Origin of the sequence: Bradyrhizobium sp. STM 3562 (assembly GCF_045571435.1) — a bacterium.
Classification (GTDB): domain Bacteria; phylum Pseudomonadota; class Alphaproteobacteria; order Rhizobiales; family Xanthobacteraceae; genus Bradyrhizobium.
On the sequence record NZ_CP120694.1, the window covers coordinates 3,919,586 to 3,942,047 of the forward strand.

21 protein-coding genes are annotated in these 22,462 nt (G+C 62.8%); 14 read left to right on the forward strand and 7 right to left on the reverse strand.

What is annotated here, in order from left to right; translation table 11 throughout:
* Positions 1 to 35: 35 nt before the first annotated feature.
* Together P6U23_RS17985 and P6U23_RS17990 are read left to right on the forward strand one after the other, a co-directional pair.
* Positions 36 to 1,205, forward strand: a complete 1,170-nt coding sequence (locus P6U23_RS17985) for an acetyl-CoA acetyltransferase (RefSeq protein WP_407181031.1) — start codon at positions 36 to 38, stop codon at positions 1,203 to 1,205.
* A 75-nt stretch (positions 1,206 to 1,280) separates the two neighbouring features.
* A complete protein-coding gene (locus P6U23_RS17990; protein WP_407181032.1) occupies positions 1,281 to 2,723 on the forward strand; it encodes a DUF5107 domain-containing protein in 1,443 nt (480 codons plus the stop codon).
* A 69-nt stretch (positions 2,724 to 2,792) separates the two neighbouring features.
* On the opposite strand, the gene P6U23_RS17995 is transcribed toward P6U23_RS17990, so the two are convergent.
* Positions 2,793 to 3,281, reverse strand: coding sequence for a DUF2000 domain-containing protein (locus P6U23_RS17995; RefSeq protein ID WP_407181033.1), 489 nt, complete (start codon positions 3,279 to 3,281; stop codon positions 2,793 to 2,795).
* A gap of 149 nt (positions 3,282 to 3,430) precedes the next feature.
* On the opposite strand from P6U23_RS17995, the gene P6U23_RS18000 reads away from it, so the two are divergent.
* From P6U23_RS18000 to P6U23_RS18010, 3 genes are all read left to right on the forward strand, one after another.
* On the forward strand, positions 3,431 to 3,904 hold the full coding sequence (locus tag P6U23_RS18000; protein ID WP_407181034.1) for a MarR family winged helix-turn-helix transcriptional regulator: 474 nt from the start codon (positions 3,431 to 3,433) through the stop codon (positions 3,902 to 3,904).
* Between the two features lie 189 nt (positions 3,905 to 4,093).
* Entirely contained in the window at positions 4,094 to 5,791 is a 1,698-nt protein-coding gene (locus tag P6U23_RS18005; RefSeq protein ID WP_407181035.1) for a methyl-accepting chemotaxis protein, read from the forward strand.
* A gap of 239 nt (positions 5,792 to 6,030) precedes the next feature.
* Positions 6,031 to 6,339, forward strand: coding sequence for a type II toxin-antitoxin system ParD family antitoxin (locus tag P6U23_RS18010; RefSeq protein WP_407181036.1), 309 nt, complete (start codon positions 6,031 to 6,033; stop codon positions 6,337 to 6,339).
* A 499-nt stretch (positions 6,340 to 6,838) separates the two neighbouring features.
* Here the strand turns inward: P6U23_RS18010 and P6U23_RS18015 are convergent, their stop codons facing one another.
* Complete coding sequence (locus P6U23_RS18015) at positions 6,839 to 7,441, reverse strand: hypothetical protein (protein ID WP_407181037.1); 603 nt, start codon at positions 7,439 to 7,441, stop codon at positions 6,839 to 6,841.
* Positions 7,438 to 7,599 (reverse strand): hypothetical protein, encoded by a 162-nt coding sequence (locus tag P6U23_RS18020; protein ID WP_407181038.1) that lies wholly within the window; start codon positions 7,597 to 7,599, stop codon positions 7,438 to 7,440. The genes P6U23_RS18015 and P6U23_RS18020 overlap by 4 nt, the downstream gene beginning before the upstream one ends.
* A 716-nt stretch (positions 7,600 to 8,315) precedes the next feature.
* Here P6U23_RS18020 and P6U23_RS18025 point away from each other — a divergent pair.
* The 6 genes from P6U23_RS18025 (at position 8,316) to P6U23_RS18050 (ending at position 13,944) form a co-directional block, all read left to right on the forward strand.
* On the forward strand, positions 8,316 to 9,524 hold the full coding sequence (locus tag P6U23_RS18025; protein WP_407181039.1) for a CaiB/BaiF CoA transferase family protein: 1,209 nt from the start codon (positions 8,316 to 8,318) through the stop codon (positions 9,522 to 9,524).
* A gap of 5 nt (positions 9,525 to 9,529) precedes the next feature.
* On the forward strand, positions 9,530 to 10,696 hold the full coding sequence (locus tag P6U23_RS18030) for an acyl-CoA dehydrogenase family protein (RefSeq protein ID WP_407181040.1): 1,167 nt from the start codon (positions 9,530 to 9,532) through the stop codon (positions 10,694 to 10,696).
* Positions 10,697 to 10,852: 156 nt separating this feature from the next.
* Positions 10,853 to 11,989: a thiolase family protein gene (locus tag P6U23_RS18035; protein ID WP_407181041.1), complete on the forward strand. Its 1,137-nt coding sequence runs from the start codon at positions 10,853 to 10,855 to the stop codon at positions 11,987 to 11,989.
* Positions 11,986 to 12,372 (forward strand): Zn-ribbon domain-containing OB-fold protein, encoded by a 387-nt coding sequence (locus P6U23_RS18040; protein ID WP_407181042.1) that lies wholly within the window; start codon positions 11,986 to 11,988, stop codon positions 12,370 to 12,372. The genes P6U23_RS18035 and P6U23_RS18040 overlap by 4 nt, the downstream gene beginning before the upstream one ends.
* Positions 12,373 to 12,706: 334 nt before the next feature.
* A complete protein-coding gene (locus P6U23_RS18045; RefSeq protein ID WP_407181043.1) occupies positions 12,707 to 13,231 on the forward strand; it encodes a carboxymuconolactone decarboxylase family protein in 525 nt (174 codons plus the stop codon).
* Positions 13,232 to 13,299: 68 nt separating this feature from the next.
* Positions 13,300 to 13,944: a class I SAM-dependent methyltransferase gene (locus P6U23_RS18050; RefSeq protein ID WP_407181044.1), complete on the forward strand. Its 645-nt coding sequence runs from the start codon at positions 13,300 to 13,302 to the stop codon at positions 13,942 to 13,944.
* A gap of 25 nt (positions 13,945 to 13,969) precedes the next feature.
* Here the strand turns inward: P6U23_RS18050 and glsA are convergent, their stop codons facing one another.
* Complete coding sequence (glsA, locus tag P6U23_RS18055) at positions 13,970 to 15,823, reverse strand: glutaminase A (protein WP_407181504.1); 1,854 nt, start codon at positions 15,821 to 15,823, stop codon at positions 13,970 to 13,972.
* Positions 15,824 to 15,949: 126 nt separating this feature from the next.
* Positions 15,950 to 16,171 carry an acetyl-CoA carboxylase biotin carboxyl carrier protein subunit gene (locus P6U23_RS18060; RefSeq protein ID WP_407181045.1) on the reverse strand — a complete coding sequence of 74 codons (222 nt, stop codon included), beginning with the start codon at positions 16,169 to 16,171 and terminating at the stop codon, positions 15,950 to 15,952.
* Between the two features lie 93 nt (positions 16,172 to 16,264).
* Here P6U23_RS18060 and P6U23_RS18065 point away from each other — a divergent pair, with 93 nt between their 5' ends.
* Positions 16,265 to 17,239, forward strand: coding sequence for an IclR family transcriptional regulator (locus P6U23_RS18065; protein WP_407181046.1), 975 nt, complete (start codon positions 16,265 to 16,267; stop codon positions 17,237 to 17,239).
* The gene (locus P6U23_RS18070; RefSeq protein WP_407181047.1) at positions 17,169 to 18,728 is read left to right on the forward strand and encodes an acyl-CoA carboxylase subunit beta; all 1,560 of its coding nucleotides are present in this window, start codon (positions 17,169 to 17,171) and stop codon (positions 18,726 to 18,728) included. Before P6U23_RS18065 ends, P6U23_RS18070 begins: the two co-directional genes overlap by 71 nt.
* Before the next feature lie 99 nt (positions 18,729 to 18,827).
* On the opposite strand, the gene P6U23_RS18075 is transcribed toward P6U23_RS18070, so the two are convergent.
* Together P6U23_RS18075 and P6U23_RS18080 are read right to left on the reverse strand one after the other, a co-directional pair.
* Complete coding sequence (locus P6U23_RS18075) at positions 18,828 to 20,111, reverse strand: MFS transporter (protein WP_407181048.1); 1,284 nt, start codon at positions 20,109 to 20,111, stop codon at positions 18,828 to 18,830.
* Between the two features lie 253 nt (positions 20,112 to 20,364).
* On the reverse strand, positions 20,365 to 21,561 hold the full coding sequence (locus tag P6U23_RS18080) for a thiolase family protein (RefSeq protein WP_407181049.1): 1,197 nt from the start codon (positions 21,559 to 21,561) through the stop codon (positions 20,365 to 20,367).
* A 403-nt stretch (positions 21,562 to 21,964) separates the two neighbouring features.
* On the opposite strand from P6U23_RS18080, the gene P6U23_RS18085 reads away from it, so the two are divergent.
* Positions 21,965 to 22,405: a hypothetical protein gene (locus tag P6U23_RS18085; protein WP_407181050.1), complete on the forward strand. Its 441-nt coding sequence runs from the start codon at positions 21,965 to 21,967 to the stop codon at positions 22,403 to 22,405.
* The last annotated feature ends 57 nt before the right edge of the window (positions 22,406 to 22,462 follow it).

The window sequence follows — 22,462 nt, forward strand, 5'->3', positions numbered from 1 at the left end:
GGCTAAAACCTTGGCGAACAGCCAGGGAGAAAGCCATGACCGCCAGCATCGTCGGATGGGCGCATACGCCATTCGGCAAATTCGACACCGAAACCGTTGAAAGCCTCGTCGTCCGGGTTGCCAACGAGGCTCTGGCCGATGCGGGCATTTCCGCCGCCGATGTCGACGAGATCATGCTCGGGCACTTCAACGCCGGCTTCTCGCCGCAGGATTTTACCGCTTCGCTGGTGCTGCAGGCCGATCCGCAGCTTCGCTTCAAGCCGGCGACCCGGGTAGAGAACGCCTGCGCCACGGGGTCGGCGGCGGTGCACCAGGGCATCCGCGCCATCGCGGCCGGGCAGGCGAAATTCGTTCTCGTGGTCGGCGTCGAGCAGATGACGCGTACGCCCTCGGCCGAGATCGGCCGCAACCTGTTGAAGGCATCATACCTTCCGGAAGACGGCGACGCGGTCGGCGGCTTCGCCGGCGTGTTCGGCAAGATCGCGCAAGGTTATTTCCAGAAATATGGCGACCAGTCGGATGCGCTGGCCATGATCGCCGCCAAGAACCACAAGAACGGCGTCGCCAACCCGTTCGCGCAGATGCGCAAGGATTTCGGCTTCGAGTTCTGCCGCTCCGAAAGCGAGAAGAATCCTTATGTCGCCGGTCCGTTGAAGCGCACCGACTGTTCGCTAGTCTCCGATGGCGCCGCGGCGCTGGTGCTGACGGATTCCGAGACGGCTAAGACCATGAGCAAGGCAGTCAATTTCCGCGCCACTGCCCATGCACAGGACTTCTTGCCGATGTCCAAGCGCGACATCCTGCAGTTCGAAGGCTGCACCGTGGCCTGGCAGCGCGCGCTGGAGAAGGGCGGCCTCAAGCTCTCCGATCTCTCCTTCGTCGAGACGCATGACTGCTTCACCGTCGCCGAACTGATCGAGTACGAGGCGATGGGGTTGACGCCGCGCGGGCAGGGCGCACGCGCGATCAAAGAGGGCTGGACCCAGAAGGACGGCAAGCTGCCGGTCAATCCGTCGGGCGGGCTGAAGGCCAAGGGCCATCCGATCGGCGCCACCGGAGTCTCCATGCATGTGATGACTGCGATGCAGCTTGTCGGCCAGGCCCCCGAGGGCATGCAGCTCAAGAATGCGCAGTTGGGCGGCATCTTCAATATGGGCGGCGCCGCGGTGGCGAACTACGTCTCGGTGCTGGAGCCGGCAAAGTAGCGCACAGGCGTGGGGTCGGCAGAGGCGCGCGAGCGCCGTGCCCGCCGGGACGCCGCTCATTCCAAGGCGACGGACATGGCGATTCTTGCTCGCTTGCGTAACCGTGCCCGTTTCGTGTTTGCCGGATTGTCGGCGCTTTGCGCGTTTCACGCCGCCACGCATGCAGCCTCGAGCGAGCCCGCCAGAGTGTCTCTCCGTGACTCGACGATCACATGGAGCACCGTCAAGTACGCAACCGATGCCGAGAACGGCTTCATCAGCGGCTCGCTCGACAAGAGGACTATTGTCGATCGCACCTTCAAGACCCACGTGCTCGAGAACCGCTATCTGAAGGTCACGCTGGTGCCCGAATTTGGCGGCCGCATTCTCTCGATCATTTACAAGCCGACCGGCCACGAAGAACTCTATCGCACACAAGTCGGCGTGCCCTACGGGATCAAGGCCGGCAATTTCTATTACGACTGGCTGATGGTGTATGGCGGCATTTTCCCAACCTTCCCTGATCCCGAGCACGGCAAGACCTGGCTGAAGCCGTGGAATTACAAGGTGGTGAAGGAAGATGCCGATGAAGTGACGGTGTCGATGTCGCTGAAGGACGACTTCGACTATTCGGCGGCGCCAAGCAAGTTCAGGCATTCGACAGGCTTGGAAGCGACCTACTACGTCACGCTGAAAGCGGATCGCGCCGCGCTCGATGCCCGCATGGTGCTGAAAAATCCGCAACCGCGGACGCTTCAATACGAATATTGGACGTGCACGACGCTCGCGCCGGGATCGGATCCGGCCAATCCCAAGACGACCGGCGGTGCCGAAATCATCGCGCCGATCAATGCCTACACCACGCCTGCGTGGTCCGCCAATCTCTCCCACGGCGATACGCCGGCAGGCATGGGAAGCTTTAGCTTCGATAAACTGCGCTATTTCAAGAACTGGCCGACCATGGGCATTGCCTACGCGGCGCCAGACATGGAGGGCAGGAATTTCTGGGGCGTGATCAACCACGACAACGAAGAGGGCATCATCCGTATCGCCGACAACAGGATCACGCGCGGCTTGAAGATGTGGACCTGGGGATTTCCATCGTTCACAAACGAAACCGACCCGCGCAAGGATCCGAGCGAGCAGCGGCCTTACGTCGAATTATGGGCGGGCGTGTCGGACCAGTTTTTCCACAATGCCAGCTTTCCGGCACGAGGCGAAGTGGACATCCCGGAAACCTACAGCCCGACGGTCGGCATGAGCAACGTGACGGATGCGAACGAGCACATCCTGGTCGATCTCTCGGCTGGCGCCGCCGCCGTAAACGTGCAGTTCTTCAGCATCGAGCCGGCCACACCGCTGCGTGTGACGCTCAAGCGCGGCGATACGGTCCTGTTCGACGACGGCGTGACGGCCGATCCGAGAAGGGGAAATCGCATTTCCGCGGCTCTTGCAGCCGGTGGCGGCGATCACGTGCGGCTGACGATCAGCACCGCGGAGGGCAAAGAACTGATCGCGGCCGAGACAAGGATAAAATAGCCGTCGTGTTGAGGCTGGAAGCTCGCCTCTCAGGCCCAGAACGCCCGGAGCGCGACGATTTACGCCTGATCATTGCGCCTCGGCATCCATGCGGTCAGGCCTTGGCTGTGGCCGGGCCTCATCGGCGCGGGCTTGGGACCGTAGCAGGCTGTAGCGACCGACGACGCGGGAGACCTTCTTCTTCGTGCCGTAGATCATGATGCCGAGATAGCGAAGCGCCTCGGGGCTGGTCTCGCTCACCAGGCGCTGGAACTCGGCATAGTCCGTCGTCTGCTGTCCCTGCGCGGGAAAATCCACGACCTCAAGGCCAGCGGCGAGGGCCTCGCCGCGGACGGCGGGAAGTTCATCCGCCGGAGCGCCAAGCACGGGGATGCCGATCGGAATCAGGCCCGGGTGAGCGTCGCCCGACGCGTCGACCAGCGGTTCGCCCGCAAGGTGCGGCTGTCGCTTGCCCATCGTCAGGGCCAGCACGGCGGCGGCATTGGCGGCGTGACCAATCGGAAGCGCATGATCGATCACCGCGACGCAGCGCATGGGCTCGACGGCCGGTTCGTCCATTTCGGTTGTCACGCGCAGGCCTCCATGCCAGCGTTCCCTTCCATACGAGTAGCTAGTATGCAAGCTAAATTGCTTGCGTGCAAGGCGTATGACTTGCGTGCGAGCCATTTCGCTCGCGCTGGCGATGGACCAGGATGCAGGAGGGGATCGTGGAGCGGCTTGAGGACTGCCTCAGCTTTCTGATCGGCAAGGCGCAGCAGCAGGTGACGAAGGCATCGCGTGAAGCCTTGGCGCCCTACGGCGTGACGCCCGTGCAGTTCGCGATCCTGAAGGTGCTCTGGGAGCGCGATGGGCTGAACGGCGCGGAGCTGTGCGCGCGTCTCGTGCTCGACAGTGCCACCGTGACCGGGCTGATCGACAGGATGGAGGCGGGTGGCTGGCTGGAGCGCCGTGCCGATCCTGGCGGTGACCGGCGGATGAGCCGGGTCTATTTGACCAAGAAGGGCGCGCAGTTGGAGGCGCCACTGGACGCGGTCATGGACCGGGTCAACAAACAGTTCGTGAACGCGCTGGGCAGGGACCGGGCTGCAAGTCTGTGGCGGGACCTGGAAGCGATCGGAGGCCTATCGACAGCGCAGCGAAAGGCGGCGAGACGCAGTCCGGCGTCTTCGAGATCCGGATAGCGGTGCGGATGCCGCCGTCGGCGCTACCGGCGTGTCCGTGCAGGTGACGGCTGCGATACGGCTCTGGGGGAAGGCGCTTGAGCGGTGCCAAGGGACGATGCGGCGCGCATCGATAACAATCGATTAAGATCGATAACAGTCAATTAAGGTTGTGTTGCTATCCGTGAGCTACTTGCAGGGGGCTAACGGATGCGCCATTTCACGATTTATCAGCGCCTGGCGACGATCATTGCCGTGCTTTCGGTCGCCTTTTTCGCCATTTCGGTCATGCAGATCATGGAGCTGCGTGACACCGTCCTGGATGAGCGGCGAACCACGATTCGCAACATGGTCGATGCTGCGGTCAAGGTGCTGGCTTTCTACGATGGCGAAGTCAAGGCCGGTCGGCTCGATCCGGACCGGGCGCGTCAGAGTGCCTTCGCCTCGATTGGCGCCATGCGCTGGGGCCAATATGCTGACTATGTCGGTGTCTATGGCGCGACGAGCTCGGACGCCGGGGTCACCTATGTGCACAGCAATCCCAAATACATCAACGTCAACCGTTGGGATTTCAAGGACAGCCACGGCAAGCTGCTGATCCAGGACATTGTGCAGACCGCGCGCGCCGGCGGCGGTTATGTCGAATATTTCGCGCCCCGCTCCGGCGGTGGCGCCGAACTGCAGAAGCTCTCCTATGTCGGCGCCTTCACCATGGGCGACAAGCTTCTTGCACTTCAGGCCGGCGCCTATGTCGACGACATCGACGCCGTCGTCCTGCATCGGTCGATCTGGGCTGCGATCATCGCGCTGTGCGGGCTCATGATCGCCGGATTCACTGCATTTTGGCTTGGCCGCGGGATCGTCGTTCCACTCGCCCGGACCTGCGAGGTGATGGACGGTCTCACCAAAGGCAAGCTCGATGTCGATGTTCCGTTCGTCGATCTGAAGAACGAGGTCGGCCGGATGGCACGCAGCCTCCAGGTCTTCAAGGATCACCTGGTCGAGACCACACGGCTGCGCAACGAGCAGGAGGAGCTCAAAGCCCGCGCCGTCGAGGATCGGCGGGCCATCCTGGTCCGCATTGCGGACGAATTCGAACGCAGCATCGGCGCTGTCATCGAGGCGACGGCCGCCGCTGCCGGCGAGTTGCAGACTTCGGCGTCATCGATGTCCAAGATCGCCGAGGGAACGACGGGTCAAAGCGTGAAGGTCGCGGCGGCCGCGGAGCAGACCGCCTCGAACGTCCAGACCGTTGCCGCCTCTGCGGAGGAGCTGTCGTCCTCGATCAAGGAGATCGCCCGCCAAGTCACCCAATCGACGTCGATCGCGCAGAACGCCGTCGAGCAGGCAACGCGAACGGAATCCATGGTCGAGAATTTGGTGCAGTCCACGCACAAGATCGGCGAGGTCATGGCCCTGATCCAGTCCATCGCGGGACAGACCAATCTGCTGGCCCTCAACGCGACGATCGAAGCGGCGCGCGCGGGCGAAGCAGGCAAGGGCTTTGCCGTCGTCGCCAACGAGGTCAAGGCGCTCTCGTCGCAGACGGCCAAGGCCACGGACGAAATCGCAAGCCAGATCCAGGCCATCCGCGAGGCAACCGGCTCCACCGTCGATGCCATCCGCGAGATCGGCACGACGATCGGGCAGATGAACGAGATCGCCGGCTCGATCGCCGCGGCCGTCGAGCAGCAGGGCACCGCAACCCAGGAAATTGCGCGAAGCGTGCAGCAGGCGGGGCAGGGCACGCAGGATGTCATGCAAACGATCGTGAGTGTCCGCGAAGCATCCGGCCAGGTCGACGCGGCGGCGAACCTCGTGCTGAATGCCGCCGGACAGCTCACCGCCCAATCCGACCGGCTCAAGGGCGAGACCGGAAAGTTCCTGAGCAACATCCGGGCGGCGTGATCGCTGTCGGCGCATCTGCCGAGCGGGACGATTCTTCGTCAGCGCGCTCATGTCCTACGCCCGATCAGGCGAGCACTATTCGCTCGCCTTGACGCTATGACGACGTCGAAACCGCGATCGGGACGACGATCACGCGCAGCGTTTGCCTAGGGCGCGCGGCACGGGTTAAGGCTGCGAAGCGGTTATGGCATATTATGCCATAGGCCGGCCCCGCTTTCGAGCGATCTGAGAGGATGCCAATGCCCACCAGAAATGTCGTGCTGACGGAGCGCCAAGAAGAACTCCTGGAGAACCTCGTCAAATCCGGCCGCTACCAGAACGCCAGCGAAGTGCTGCGTGATGGGTTGCGGCTTGTGGAGCAACGCGAGGCCGAGAATGCGGGTAGGCTGAAAGCGTTGCGAGCGGTGGCGCGCGCCGGTATTGGGGCGTTGGATCAAGGATCGTTCAAGGAATTCGACAACATCGAGGAACTGCAAGCCTGTTTGCATGACCTCTCGGAAAAGGTCATCTCCCGCACAACCGAATTGCGCCCTCATGGCCGAGCGTAGATGGCGCGTTCGTCTCGGCGCTGCCGCAGAAGTGGACTTTGCCAACATTCTCAAATGGACCACGGAGAATTTTGGTGCGCTAAATCGCGCGTCTATCAGGATACGCTCGTTCAGGCGATTGGCGAACTCGCTGACGGTCCCCATGTCGCAGGCTCCATGGCTCGGGACGAGATCATGGCAGGCCTTCGCACGCTGCACGTTGCGAGGCGGGGACGCCGCGGAAGATCGAGAGACGTGCGACATTTCTGTCTCTTTGCTGGATCAGTTCGAGAAACGTCACCGCGAAGCAGTGAGAGTGCGCGACGATGTCTGCGCTGGCCGCCTGCCATTTCCACCAGAGATCATTCGACGCTGAGAGGCCCGGGCAGCCGGTCGTTCAATGGCTGATCTTCGAGTTGGGTCCAGAAGCGGCCGTCAAATGCGCGTGTGATCCGCGTCAAGTGCGCCCCGGCAACGGGTCAAGGGCAGGGCGGGCGTTCGGCTCCCTCCTCCCGATAGGCTATCCCTGCTCGTGCGGGCGCTGCGGCGGCTGGGGATTGTTGGCTGGATTGGTATCGTACTTGGAAATTCGGGTGATGAGCCCGCTGGTGGCGAAGGGTTGCAAGTCGGCCTCCAGCGCGTCGGCAATGTCTTTGGCATAGACCTCTTGGTCGTCCACGTAGAGCGCAAAGGATTTCAGATATTTTTCCTTCTTTGCCGGGTTCTCAATCGTCGCCTTCGTCCATTGATAGAGCGGATCGCTTTCGACGCCTTGCTCCTCTGCTTCGGCGACGTATTCCGCAAAGGCGTCGAACTGGCATTTTGGCGTAGCGCGATGCTTGGCGAGCGCATCGAGTAGCGGCGCCACCGCCGGAGCACGGTGCTTTCGGCGCAGCGATTCCGCGGTCGCAGAATCCTTCGCATCAAACCTGACCTGATACTGCCACTCAGAAGTCACGCTGGCCTCGCTTTCTGGCCGCCCCGATTTGCGCGTTTCCGAACGGGCGGCCGGGACACTGTCGTAGCTTACGGCGACAGCGCCGGTGACGGAAGACCGCAGTTTTGCCGCACATGGGCTCGCCCTCGTCTGGCTCGCCTGCGAGCCGATGCCGGCGGAGATCACCGCAGCGAGATCGCATCAATCGATTTGCCCGTCGAGCGGTAAATCAGTTCGATTTTCATGGTCGCGGGTTCATTTTGTTGGGCGAAATCGCTTGCGCGAAAAAAATCAATTTTGCGAGCCGCTTCAAGATGATTTGGGTGGTCCAGATGCTTCCGCAAAAATATTTCGCTTTCGTTTTTTCAGAGATTGATGATTACTGGCGTCGTCCCGCCTCTATTGCGGAGGGGCTTATCGCGATCGTCACGACACGCGAGGTGGGATGCGGTGGACGCGACGGTGCCGAAAGACGAGCGGCATCGGCGCGGACGGCGAAGTCGTGTGGTCCTGGCGCCCCAAGGCTGGCGCTAAGCTCGCGAGGATGCATTCGCATCGCGCGGGTGACGGTGACAACAAAGTCTGGTTCACCGGGGAGAGCTCGAAGTAAGCCGTAAACCACTGCGCAGGGAAGGCCGGTGTGATACCGCCTGTACCTGTGGTCAACGCGCTCTTCGCGCAATCTTTTGCGCGGGGGCCGTGGGTGCAGAGCGGGCACCCGGTCTTCCTTGCGCCCTTTTTTCCAAGAGGGGGTGGATCCTGCAAAACTCGGACGCTGCGCGCCGCGAGAACGCGGAACTGCGGCAGCGGTGTCTTAGGGCCGATCCTTGGAGACGCTTGCTGCGCAAGCTCGTTAGGATGAGGTCGTGTGTGGCGGGCGCTGAAATCCTCATGGTGAGGAGGCGCGCAAGCGCCGTCTCGAACCACGAGGCCCGGACGTATGCCGCCATCGCGATGACCGACGAACTGGAGCCGAGCGCATAGCCCCATGCCCCTGCCGCAGCTTGATCTCACTTCCGCCCTGCCGTTAGGTGGCTCGATCAAAACATCGGGAGGAGAAATGGGGCCGCTGCAGGGCATAAAAGTCGTCGACATGACCACCGTGCTGATGGGGCCGTACGCCACCCAGATGCTGGGGGATTACGGCGCCGACGTCGTCAAGGTGGAGTCGCTCGATGGCGATGTTACGCGCCTGATCGGTCCGACCCGGCATCCCGGCATGGGCCCGGTATTCCTCAACACCAACCGCAGCAAGCGCTCGATCTGCCTGGACCTGAAGAAACCGGCCGGGCGCGAAGCGGTGCTGCGGCTGATCAAATCCGCCGATGTGCTCGTTTATAATGTGCGCCCGCAGGCGATGGCGCGGCTCAATCTCGGGTACGATGTGGTCGCGAAGATCAATCCGCGGCTGATCTATGCGGGCGTGTTCGGCTTCGGCCAGGACGGGCCCTATGCCGCAAAACCCGCCTATGACGATCTGATCCAGGGCGCGACTGCGCTGCCCGCGCTGATGGCGCAGACCGGCGACGGGGTTCCGCGCTACGTTCCGAATGCGCTGGTCGATCGCATCGTCGGCCTTACGGCCGTCGGCGCCATCTGCGCCAGCCTCGTGCACCGCGACCGCTGCGGGCGCGGCCAGCGCGTCGACATTCCGATGTTCGAGACCATGGCGAGCTTTGTGATGGGCGACCACATGGGCGGCCTCACCTATGAGCCGCCGCTCGACAAGGGCGGCTATCCGCGCCACCTCTCGCGCGACCGCAGGCCCTACAAGACTGCCGACGGCTATATCAGCGTGATCGTCTATAACGACAAGCAATGGGAGAATTTCTTCCACGCAACCGGCCGTGACGATCTGCGCGCCGACCCGCGCTTCGTGACCTTCTCGGGGCGCGCTGCCAATATCGATATGGTCTATGGCGAGCTTGCGCGCATCTTCGAGACGCGCACCACGGCCGAATGGATGGAGCTTCTCAACAAGGCCGACGTTCCCGTCATGCCCATGCACGATCTGCAAAGCATCCTGCAGGACGAGCATCTGGTCGCGACCGGCTTCTTTCCGGTGGTTCAGCATCCGACCGAGGGGCCGATCCGCAGCATGAAGGTCACTGCGAACTGGTCCGATACGAAAGCCGAGCCGGTGCGGCTTGCTCCGCGCCTCAATGAGCAGGGCGAGGAGATTTTGCGCGAGGCCGGTTTCTCAGGCGAGGAAATCGCCGCCATGATCCGCGATGGCGTCACCCGGCCATCGCCGGCAGCGGAAGGATAAGAGCTATGGATTTCGCACTCACTCCCAACCAGGAATCGATCCGCGACGCCGTGGCCAAGATCTGCGCGCGCTTCGATGATGCCTATTGGCTGAAGAAGGACAAGGAGGGCGGTTTCCCGGCCGACTTCCACAAAGCGCTCGCGGAAGCCGGTTGGCTCGGCATCTGCATCCCGGAAGAGTATGGCGGCTCAGGCCTGGGCATTCTCGAAGCCGCGATCATGATGCGGACGATCTCGGAATCCGGTGCCGGCATGTCCGGTGCCTCCGCGGTGCATATGAACGTGTTCGGGCTCAATCCCGTGGTCGTGTTCGGCACGCAAGAGCAGTGCAAGCGCATGTTGCCGGGCATCGTGGAAGGGCGCGAAAAAGCATGCTTTGCGGTCACCGAGCCGAACACGGGCCTCAATACCACGCAGTTGAAGACGCGCGCGGTTCGCCAGGGCGACAAATATGTCGTCAATGGCCAGAAAGTCTGGATCTCGACCGCGCAGGTGGCAAACAAGATCTTGCTGCTGGCCCGCACCACGCCTTTGGAAGAGGTGAAAAACCCGACCTTCGGCTTGAGTCTGTTCTACACCGATTTCGATCGCAGCCGCATCACGGTGCACGAGATCGAAAAGATGGGCCGCAAGCCGGTCGATTCCAACGAATTGTTCTTCGAGAATTTTGAGATCCCCGTCCAGGATCGCCTCGGCGAGGAGGGCCGCGGCTTCGAATATATCCTGCACGGCATGAACCCGGAGCGCATCCTGATTGCGGCGGAAGCCGTGGGTCTCGGCCAGCTCGCACTGTCGCGCGCCAGCGGCTATGCCAAAACGCGCAACGTCTTCAACCGCCCGATCGGCAAGAACCAGGCGATCCAGCATCCGCTCGCGAAGAACTGGATGGAACTGGAGGCGGCGTGGCTGATGACGCTGTCGGCGGCATGGCACTACGACAAGGGCCTGAGTTGCGGCCCAGCGGCCAATTCGGCGAAATATCTCGCGGGCGAGGCCGGTTTCCACGCCTGTGAGCAGGCGGTGATGACGCACGGCGGCTTCGGCTACGCCAAGGAATTTCACGTCGAGCGCTATTTGCGGGAATCGCTCATTCCCCGCATCGCGCCCGTCAGCCGCGAACTGATCTTGAGCTTTATCGCGGAGAAGGTGCTGGGCCTGCCGAAGTCGTATTGAGATGCTCGTCGCCGTCAACCCTTGCTCGTCATTCCGGGGTGCGCGCAAAGCGCGCGAACCCGGAATCTCGACATTGGCTTGCGTGCGTTCCCACCTCGAGAGTCCGGGTTCGGCCCTGTCGGGCCGCCCCGGAATCACGGAACGAGAGGCATCAGCATGAGCTACATCACCGGCGTCGGGCTCACATCATTCGGCAAGCACGAAGGGTCGTCCTCGCTCGACCTCATGAGCAAGGCAGCAAGCCTCGCCCTTGACGATGCCAGGCTGAACCGCGACGACATCGATGGCATCCTTTGCGGCTACAGCACGGTCTCGCCGCATATCATGCTAGCGACCGTCTTCGCCGAGCATTTCGGCATCCGCCCCTCTTATGCGCATGCGGTGCAGGTCGGCGGCGCAACGGGACTCGCGATGACCATGCTTGCTCACACGCTGGTTGATGCCGGCGTCGCCCGAAATGTGTTGGTGGTTGCCGGCGAGAACCGGCTGACCGGCCAGAGCCGGGACGCCTCGATCCAGGCACTGGCGCAGGTCGGCCATCCTGATTACGAGGTGCCGCTCGGGCCGACCATTCCCGCCTATTACGGCCTCGTCGCCTCGCGCTACATGCACGAGTATGGCGTGACGCAGGAAGACCTCGCGGAGTACGCCGTGCTGATGCGGCGCCATGCGTTGGCGCATCCCGGTGCACAGTTCCATGAACCGATCACGGTCGCGGATGTGATGGCATCGAAGCCGGTGGCGCTGCCGCTAAAGCTTCTGGACTGCTGCCCGGTCTCCGACGGAGGCGCCGCCTTCGTCGTGAGCCGCGACCCGACGACGGAGGCCCGCGTGCGTATCCGCGGCTGCGCGCAGGCTCATACGCATCAGCATGTCACGGCGGCGCCGGCCTTGAGTGAGCTCGGCGCGGAGATCGCGATCGCCAAGGCGAAGGCTGCCGCGGGCGTCAGCATCTCCGACGTGCGCTATGCTGCCGTCTACGACAGCTTTACGATTACGCTGGCGATGCTGCTGGAGGATCTGGGATTGGCGGGCCGCGGCGAGGCGGCGGCGCGGGTTCGCGCCGGCTATTTTTCTCGCGATGGCCAGATCCCGCTCAATACCCATGGCGGGCTGTTGAGCTATGGCCATTGTGGCGTCGGCGGCGCCATGGCGCACCTGGTTGAGACGCATTTGCAAATGACGGGCCGCGCGGGCGACCGCCAGGTGCGCGACGCATCGCTAGCGCTCCTGCACGGCGATGGCGGGGTGCTCTCCTCACACGTCAGCATGTTCTTGGAGCGGGCGCGATGAACGAGAAGCTTGCCGATTGGACCATGGGCGAAGCCGCGATCGTCTATCAGAACTGCGCGTGCTGCGGCGCCAAGCAATACTTCCGCCGCGCCTTTTGCGCGTCCTGCGGGGCGACGGATTTGGTCGAGCAGCGCGCCAGCGGCGAGGGAACGGTCTACGCCACCTCCTTGGTCTGCCGCGCTGCAACGCCGGAGACCCGCGCCCATGTGCCGTACAATCTTGTGCTGGTCGATACTGTGGAGGGCTTTCGGATGATGGCTCACGGCGAGAGGGATCTCGCCGTCGGCGATTCCGTCACTGCGCGTTTTGTTCAATTTGGTGGACGGCCCGTGCCTTGCTTTGCGAAGGCTTCTCGACCCGATAAAAAAGAATGCTGGCGATGACGAGCATCGCCGTCACCGCCAGCAAATGCGCAAGTGCCTCCGAAGTTGCCCTCTTGGTGGCATGCTTCATGCCTGTTTTCTCCCTAAACTTGGGCGCGACTCATCGTTGCGCGACGCACGCGCTCGACGGTCAGTTTCTTGACTCGGAACACCCCACGAAACGAATTCGCCCGATTGAGTCCCCACTCGGCGAATATCGACTGTATCAAGGTCGAACAGTAATGCGGCGGCAATTTGACTCACTTATGTTGCCCTTGCGTCGGACGGGCGAGACTCTTTCAGCAACTGATCGCTGAAGAAAATTAGTAGAAGGTCGGAAAGCTCAAGGTGGATCATGGCCCGAATTTCATACAGCGATCCCGCAAAGCACAATGAGCGCACGCAGGAACTCCTGGGCAAGAACCGCAACGCCAACATCTTCCGGATGATGGCGCATTCGCCCAGCTATCTTGAGCAGTATTGCCGGCTGGGTGGTGCTATCAGGCACAAGGGTGAGCTCGATCCGGTGGTGCGGGAGCTTGCGATCACCCGCACCGGCATTTTGTGCGAAGCGCCCTATGAAGTCGCGGCCCACAAGCGCATCGGCAAGAATGTCGGCGTCACCGATGAGCAGAATGAATCGCTCGAAGACTGGCAATCCGCGACCTGCTTCAACGAGGTGCAGCGCGCCGCGCTTGCTTTCACCGACGAGATCGTCAAGCTGCGCCGCCCACAAGATGCGACCTTCAACGCGATCGCGTCCAAGTTGACGCCCGCGGCGCTGGTTGAGCTGCAGCTTGCGGTCGGCTTCTACATCATGACATCGAAGTTTCTCGAAACCTTCGAAATCGACATGCAGCCGGTATCGGAGATCGTCTAAGGTTTCGAGCGGGGACGTACACCATGGACAACGGCTGGGATCTCTCAGCACAAGCCTGGATCGATTCCGTGGGCGAGCGCGGCGATTGGGCGCGCGAGCACGTGCTCGATCCCGTCATGCTGGGTCGTATTCAGGGCAGGGGCTTTCAGCGCGCGCTTGATGTCGGCTGCGGCGAAGGGCGCTTTTGCAGGCTGCTCAACGCGGCTGGTATCCACACGACGGGAATCGATCCCACGCCAGCCCTGCTTGAGACGGCACGCCGGCGCGATCCCGCGGGCGATTATCGGCTTGGCCGCGCCGAGCGGCTTGAGTTCGGACCGGCAAGCTTCGACCTGGTCGTCAGCTATGTGACGCTCGTCGATATCGCTGATTTCAGGGCAGCCATCGCCGAAATGGCAAGGGTGTTGGAGCCTGGCGGCTCCCTCTTGATCGCGAACTTGACCGGTTTTGTTTCTGCACGCGCCAATGAAGGTTGGGTCAAGGACGAGGAAGGGCGTAGCCTTCATTTCGCAGTCGACCGTTACCTCGAAGAGTATCCCCTCTGGCTGGAATGGGCCGGCATCCGGATCGAGAATTGGCACCGGCCGCTGTCTGCCTATATGGCCGCCCTGTTGGAGACCGGTTTGACGCTGACATTCTTTTCAGAGCCAGCACCAGTCTCCGGCGAACCAGAGCGCAGGAGGTTTTTCGGCGCGTGCCGTGGTTTGTGGTGATGGAATGGATGCGGCCCGCCGTCGCTTAGTTCGCCGTCAGGAGATTCAATTTCGTGTTCGCGAGGATCAGCCGGTCGGCCAGGAGCTGCGCGAGGTTGCGCATGATGCGCTCGCCGGCGCGCGGATTGTCTTCGCGAAAGCGCTCGAAATCGGCCAGCGGCACTTCGAGCGCGGTTACGGAAGCATCGGCATAAACGTCGGCTGAGCGATGCGTCTCCAAAAGCGCCATTTCGCCGAACGCCATGCCGGCGCTCACTGTCGCAAGGCGGATGCCGCTCGGCAGTTTGACGTGCACCACGCCCGACCTGAGGAAGAACAGCGACCTTGCGGGCGCGCCAGCCATGATGATTTTCTCGCCCGGCCGATAGGTCTTGAGACCGCCGAGCGATGCGAGCCGATCGAGTTCCGTGTCATTCAACCCCGCGAGCAGGGCCTGCTCGGAAAGCTCGGCGGTTTCGACGGCGTAGATATTGCCGCCATGGCGGTACACGACCTGGTCTTCGGCCCATTCGATGGCGTCGTCGAGCAAGGGATAATTGCGCAAGTTGGAAAGCCCCGCCGTCCATTCGCAGATGCTCTTCCATTGCGCGGAGGCGCGGTCGATGCCGGACAGGATCACGGTGACGTTGAATCGAGCCAGCTCCCAAAACTCCTCAGCCAGGAGCCGGCTACCCGCCGGCGTTACCGCCGCAACCCTGCGCAAATCGAAGATGACGAATTGCGGACGCGGTCGGCTCGCGAGCTCGCGCGAGACATAGTCGACATTGGAGAACGACAGCGTGCCCACGAGTTCGATGACGCGGACATCTTGATGGTGGTCAGCGAGGATCTTGCGCTCCTGCGGCCGACGGCTACGGCGCGACGCGCTCTTGCCGATATTGTAATCGGCGATCACCGAGTTGCGTGCGTCGTCGCTGCGGCTCAGTATATGCAGGCCGTAATGCGACGACAGCGCCTCGCAAACTCGGATGCCGCGCACGCTGTTGCCGTGGCTGTCCAGCCGCGGGGAGTAGCTGCCCAGGCCCAATCGCGCCGGCAGCGCCGCCAGAATGCCGCCGCCGACACCGCTCTTGGCCGGAATGCCGACGCGATAGATCCATTCGCCGGCATAGTCGTACATGCCGGACGACGTCATCACCGACAGCGTGCGCGAGATCGCGTAAGGGGTCATGACCTGCTCGCCCGTGACTGGATTGACGCCGCGGTTCGCGAGCGTTGCCGCCATGATCGCGGCGTCGCGCGCGGTCAGAAGCACGGAGCATTGCCGGAAATAGACGTCGAGCACCTTGCTGACGTCCGCTTTGATCACGCCGGAGTTGCGCAGGAGATAGCCGATGGCGCGGTTGCGGTCGCCGGTTGCGCTTTCGGAAGAATAGACTGCGTCATCCATATCCAGTTCGCGGCCGGCAAACCGGCTGAGCGCCTGGCGGATGGTGTCGAACGCCGCATCACCCTTCGCCTCGAGGATGAGGCCCGAGCAGGCGATCGCGCCGGCATTGATCATCGGATTGAACGGATGGTTCTCGGCATTGAGCCGGATCGAGTTGAAAGGATCGCCCGAAGGCTCGACGCCGATCACGCCTTCCACGCGGCCCGCACCGAGAGTGTCCAGCGCCAGTGCGAACACAAACGGCTTCGACATCGACTGGATCGTGAAGGGCACGCGGGATTCGCCGACTTCATAGACATGGCCATCCAGCGTCGCGAGACTGATGCCGAAATGATCGGGATGGGCTTTGCCGAGTTCGGGAATATAGTGGGCAATTTCGCCGGAATTGTCCGAGCCAAAATCCCGATGGCACGCGTTCAAGAACCGCAGCAGTGGCGGGGTGGAGGCCGCCCAATTGCCGGCGCTGGCGACCGGCGCCGTTGGCATCATGTCCATAGCAAGTTCCGAGGTGAGGCAGCTTGGCGGAGGGCGATGTTATGCCAGGGCGAGGCAAGGCGAAACGTCCGTATCGACTGCTTGATGCGGCAGCGTGATCTCAGGAGGAGCAAGGGTGCATCAGGTCTCGAGGATCGCCACCACCTGGCCCTCGGCCACGACGTCGTCGATCGCGACGAGCAGGGACTTGAGTGTGCCCGCCGCAGGCGAGGCGACCGGAATTTCCATCTTCATCGCTTCGACGAAGATGATGTCGTCGCCGCCGCCGACGCTGGCGCCAGGCTCGACGGGAAGCGCGCAGATGCGTCCGGCGACCTCGGTAACGATCCTGATATCTGGCATGCCAATTCACTTATTGTTGTCGGCGCAGATTGCCTGATGTAGCTTGTTCTTCAAGTGGAATTTTATTCCGCATAACGGAATTGGGTGGAAGCTATGGGACGACGCTCGGAGCGGCTCAGCAGGCCGAGAATGCTTTGCGGTGATGCGGCAGGCGAGGGCGACGTCATCCAGGTGGTCTCGCGCGCCTTCGACGTGCTCAGATGTTTCGAGGGTCATGAAGCGCGGCTTGGCAATCTCGAAATTTCCAATCGCTGCGGCCTGCCGCGCTCCACAGTGTCACGCCTTACACACACGCTGACGCGGATGGGCCAGCTCGTATACCTGCCGCGCGACCAGAAATATCGCATTGGCCCGAGCGCGGTGGCGATGAGCACCTCGATGATGAAGGGCTTGCAGCTACGCAACCTGATCCGGCAGCGGCTGCAGGATATCGCCGAGCAATTGCCCGGCACCGTCGGCTTCGTGATCCCCGATCGCTACCATCTCGTCTATCTCGAATTTGCGCGCTCGGCGAACGCGCTCGGCCTGCATGAGGTCACCGGCAGCCGCATCTCGATGGCGAGCACGGCCGCGGGCCACGCCTATACCGCCGCGCTGGAGCCCCAAATCGGCGATGCGCTGCTGGCCGAAATGGAGCGCGAGGTGCCGGAAAGCGCCAAGATTCTCAAACCCCGGATCGAGAACAACCGTCGCTTCCTCAAAGAGAACGGTTATGTCGTTGCTTGCGGCCTGTGGTCGCCGCACATCAATGGGGTCGCGGTGCCATTGTGGTCGCCGCAGTATCAAACTTTCGTCGTGGTGACGATCGGACTGCTCGCTGCGATGTATGACGAAAAGCGTCTGCACCAGGAGGTCGCGCCGCCCATGCGCGAGCTCGCCACAGCGATCGGCAGCCTGCTCGAGAGTGCGGAAGGCGATCTCTTCAACAACCGCTTGGAGCGAAAGCCGCTGGCAGTGGCCGCACCCAATAACAAGATCACCCGGACGGAGGAAGCGAATGAACTGGAAGCCCGAACTCGACGAGCTCGCTCGGCGCGAGGCCTTCGCGCGCGAGATGGGAGGCGTTGAGAAGGTCAAGCGACAGCGCGACCAGGGGCGCCTCACCGTCCGCGAACGGATCGATAAGCTGGTCGACCCGAAGAGCTTCCACGAGATCGGCGCGATCTCCGGCATCGGCGAATATGACGAGCACGGCGAGCTCAAGCACGTAACGCCGGCGAATTGCGTGTTCGGGCGTGCCAAGCTCGACGGCCGCACCGTGGTCGTGGTTGGCGACGATTTCACCGTGCGCGGCGGCTCCGCGGATGCATCGATCTCGGCCAAGCCCTTGATGGCGGAAGAGATGGCACATGATTTCCGCCTGCCGATCATCCGCATCATCGAGGGGTCCGGCGGGGGCGGCTCGGTGAAGACGATCGAGACCAAGGGCGCGGCCAATCTGCCCGGCGGCATCGGCGGCAACCGTTGGTACCGCTACACGACGGAGAACCTCGCGCATGTGCCGGTCGTGGCGTTGGGGCTCGGTTCGGTCGCAGGTCTTGGCGCGGCGCGGCTTGCCGCGAGCCATTACTCCATCATGACGCGCGAATCCGCGATGTTCGTGGCGGGACCGCCGGTGGTGAAGCGGCTGGGCCAGGACTTGTCCAAGCAGGAGCTCGGCGGCGCCGATATCCAGACCCGCGCCGGTGGCGTCGATGACGCCGTCGACACCGAGGAGGAGGCGTTTGCACGCGCACGCCGCTTCCTCTCCTACCTGCCGCCGTCCGTGTTCGAGTTGCCGCCGACGCTGCGCTCGAGCGACGATCCGGAACGCTCTGAGGAAGCGCTGATCAGGGCGGTGCCACGCAACCGGCGCCAGGTCTACAAGATGCGCCCGATCATCGAGTCCGTGGTCGACAAGGGCTCGTTCTTCGAGGTGAACAGCAATTTCGGCCGCCCCATCATCGTGGGGTTGGCGCGACTCGAGGGACGGGCGGTGCTCTTGCTCGCGAGCGATCCCTTCCACTATGGCGGCTCATGGACCGCCGAGGCTTGCCAGAAGGTGGTGCGCTGGGTCGACTTCGCCGAGACCTTCCATCTGCCGATCGTCTATCTGATGGATTGTCCCGGCTTCATGATCGGGCTTGAGGCGGAGAAGGCGGCGACCATCCGCCACGGTGTGCGCGCAATGGCTGCGGTCAACCAGACCACCGTGCCCTGGTGCACGGTGATTATCCGCAACTCCTTTGGGGTCGCGGGCGTTGTGCACCAGCCGGCGGATCGCTTCTCGATCCGCTACGCCTGGCCCTCGGCCTATTGGGGTTCGCTGCCGCTCGAGGGCGGCATCGAAGCGGCATATCGCGCCGAGATCGACGCCGCTGACGATCCGGTCGAAAAACTCAAGGAGATCGAGGACCGCCTCAACAAGCTGCGCTCGCCCTTTCGCTCCGCCGAGAAATTCTGGGTGGAGGAGATCATCGATCCGAGAAAGACGCGATCGTTGCTCTGCGAATTCGCGCGCCTCGCCGAGCCGCTGCGAACGCCGGGACTGGCGAAGAACATGGCGATCAGGCCGTAATCTTCGTTGCGTCCAACGCGACTGCGCTTCCGCCTGCGCGTGCAGTGGCTTACGGCGCACTCCGCACAAAGCATCATGCGGGGCGCCGGGTGTGCACAATTACGTCGCCACCGGCTTTGAATGGCGCGAAATAGCGAGCACACTCGCGGCCGCGATGATACAGAGCGCACCGGCGGCGAAGAAGGCGGGCAGATAGCTTGCGAGCAGCGTCCGCGACAGCCCCGCGCCGAAGGCTGCCGTTCCGGCACCGAGTTGGTGGCCGGCGAAGATCCAACCGAACACCAGATTGGCCCGCTCCGGGCCGAAGCGCTGTGCCGTGAGCCGCACCGTCGGCGGCACGGTCGCGACCCAATCGAGCCCATAGAACATCGCAAACAGCGACAGGCCATAGAAGGAGAAGTCGCTGAACGGCAAGAACACCAGCGACAACCCGCGCAGCCCGTAATACCAGAACAGGAGCCAGCGATTGTCGTAACGATCCGACAGCCAGCCGGACACGATGGTGCCGAAGAAGTCAAAGATGCCCATCGCCGCGAGTAGGCTTGCGGCCTGGACCTGCGGGATGCCGTAATCGAGGCACATCGGAATGAGGTGAACCTGGACCAAGCCATTGGTGCTGGCGCCGCAGATGAAGAAGGTCGCGAAGAGAATCCAGAACACGCCCGACCTGGATGCGTCGCGGAGCGTGCCGAGCGCGGCGGCTATGATCGACGCGTTGCCGGCGGGTGGCGCGGGCAGCGGGTCGGTCTCCTTGTCGCCAAACGGCCGCAGGCCCACATCACTCGGGCGGTCGCACATCACCATCGCCACCGCAAGCGCGGATGCGCCAAGCACCGCGCAGACAAGGCCAAGCGCAATGCGCCAGCCGAAGCGCTCAGTCAGGCTGGCGAGCAGTGGCAGGAACACGAGTTGCCCGGTAGCGACGCTCGCGGTCATGATGCCTATCACGAGCCCGCGGCGCGCAGCGAACCAGCGGGCGGCAATCGTTGCGCCAAGGACCAGCGCGGTCATGCCGGTGCCGATGCCGATCACCACGCCCCACAACAGGATGAGCTGCCAGACCTGCGTCATCGCGAGTGATGCCAGCAGGCCGCAGACCACAATGAGCTGCGCCGTCAGCGTCACGTTGCGAAGCCCGTAGCGGTTCATGAGTGCTGCCGCGAATGGCGCCATCAGACCGAACAGGACGAAACGGATCGAGAGTGCAGAGGAGATTTCGGCGGTATTCCAGCCGAACTCGCGCTGCAACGGAACGATGAAGACGCCGGGGGAGCCGACCGTGCCGGCCGCGATCAGCGACGCGAGGAAGGTGACGCCGACCATCACCCAGCCGTAGTGAATGTTGCGGCGGGCGAGGGCCCCCGCGAGCCAGTTCGAAATCATTGATCCTCAGAAAAATCTAGGTGGAGGTCCGTTTGACCCTGCACATCCTGATGCAAGGGTCGCGTGACTTAAATGCCATAGTTCCCTCATTTTCGGACATATGCCGAAACACTAGATCATGATCCCGATGAAACGGAATCGGATCATGATCTCATCTCTTGGTTTGAGCATGATCTCCGCGCCAACGCGCCGCGTTCGTTAGCTAACGCAAAGCCGGTTTACGCTTTGCGCTCACGAAGCCCCGGATCATGCTCTAATGCCCGATCCGTTCCAGCGCGATCGCGGTTGCCTCGCCCCCACCGATGCAGAGTGCGGCGATGCCGCGCTTGGCGTTGTGGGCTTCCAGCGCATGCAAGAGCGTCACGATCAGACGCGCGCCGGTGGCGCCGATGGGATGGCCGAGCGCGCAGGCACCGCCATTGACGTTCAGCCGATCACGGGAAATGCCGAGGTCGCGCTGCGCCGCCATGGCCACGACCGCAAAGGCTTCGTTGATCTCGAACAGATCGACATCGGAGACTTGCCAGCCGACCTTGTCGAGCAGTTTGCGGATCGCAGGAATCGGCGCGGTGGTGAACCATTGCGGTTCCTGGCTGTGAGTGGCGTGGCCCCTGATTTCCGCGAGGATTGGCAGGCCGTCGCGGTCCGCAAGCGAGCGCGTTGTCAGCACCAGCGCGGCGGCGCCATCGGCATTGGCGGAAGAGGCCGCGGGCGTAATGGTTCCGTTGGCGCGGAAGGCCGGCTTCAGCGCCGGAATCTTGGCCGGATCAACTTTCAGCGGATGCTCGTCATCGGCAATGATTTTGGGGCCAGTCTTTTCATCGATGATGACCGGCGCGATCTCGGCCCTGAAGGTGCCGCTCTCGACTGCCTTGCGCGCCCGCGTGAGCGTCTCCATCGCGTAGGCATCCTGGTCCTTGCGGGTGAATTGGTAGGCTTCCGCGGTCGCCTCGCCAAAATCGCCCATGGAGCGGCCGGTCTCATAGGCGTCCTCCAGGCCGTCCATCATCATGTGGTCGATGATGCGGTCATGGCCGGCGCGATAGCCGGCGCGCGCCTTGGCAAGCAGATAGGGCGCATTGGTCATGCTCTCCATGCCGCCGGAAATGACGATATTGGCGGACCCGGCCTTGATGATGTCGTGCGCGAGCATGGTCGCCTTCATGCCCGAGCCGCAGACCTTGTTGACGGTGGTGGCGCCGGTCGCATCCGGCAGTCCGGCGCCGCGCGCCGCCTGTCGCGCCGGTGCCTGGCCTTGTCCCGCCGGTAGCACATTGCCCATGAAAACCTCGTCGATCCTTTCTGGCGCCAGTTTCGCGCGCTCCAGCGCGGCACCGATCACGTGGGCACCGAGCTTGTGGGCGCTCAGCGGCGAAAGCCCGCCCATGAAGCGGCCGAGCGGGGTGCGAGCAGCGGATACGATGACGACGGGGTCGGAGGCGGCGGCCATGGCGGATCTCCTTGGCATCAAAGTTGTATGATTATTATCATATGATGCGCCGCAAGATTTGCAATGGCGGGAAGGAAGGAAACTCGGCGCGAGCTGGGAGCTGCCACTTGCCGCCATCAGGCTCGGCGTCGCCGAGATGGTAGGGGAGTGGCGAGTGTCGGGCTTGGCCGCGAACTTCACCGTTTCTCACTGTGAGAAAGATGTCCCGGACGTACTCCAACAGCTTTGCTGCCGCTGATTGCCCCGGTTTTTGCCACGAATCAGCGCTTACCATCGGCTTGCCATTTCGAACGGGCGGTCCCCACGGGATGGTCAAGGCCCGAGGAGTGCCGTCCGGACTCGTCGCGCATCGGGCCGCTTTTGCTCACGGGGTAAGTCCGGTCCCGAGTAAAAGGATGGACCTATGGCAAATGTCGAGCAATTTCCAAAGTCCAAGACGCTGGACTTAGCCAAGCTTGAAGCAGATGTCACAGCGAACCTTCCGGTTCCGGCCAAGGGGACGCCTGGTCAAACGGAGCCGTTGCCAAGCTATGTCGAGCACCAAAAAGGTGTTCCGCGCGTCGGCGTACTCAGCGCCGAGGCGGTGGTGCGCGACTATGAAGCGGCCGCCAAGGAAATCGAAGCCATGGGAGCCGAGCTGATCAGCGCGGCGAAAAAATGCGAGGCGATGACGGCCGAGGTGCACAACGCGATCGCGTATATGCGCGATACGGCAGCGGCTTATCGTGAAGAGGCCAAGAAGATATTCAAGCGCATCGAGGATTGCGCGATGTTCACCGAGGACGTTCGCAAGACCTGCGAGAGCGTTAAGCGTAGAATGATGGACGGCGGCGGCCCGGCCTAGACGGATCATCATTCGACCTTGCGGCGTAGCAGGCCCGACGTGATTTTCTTGCGTTAT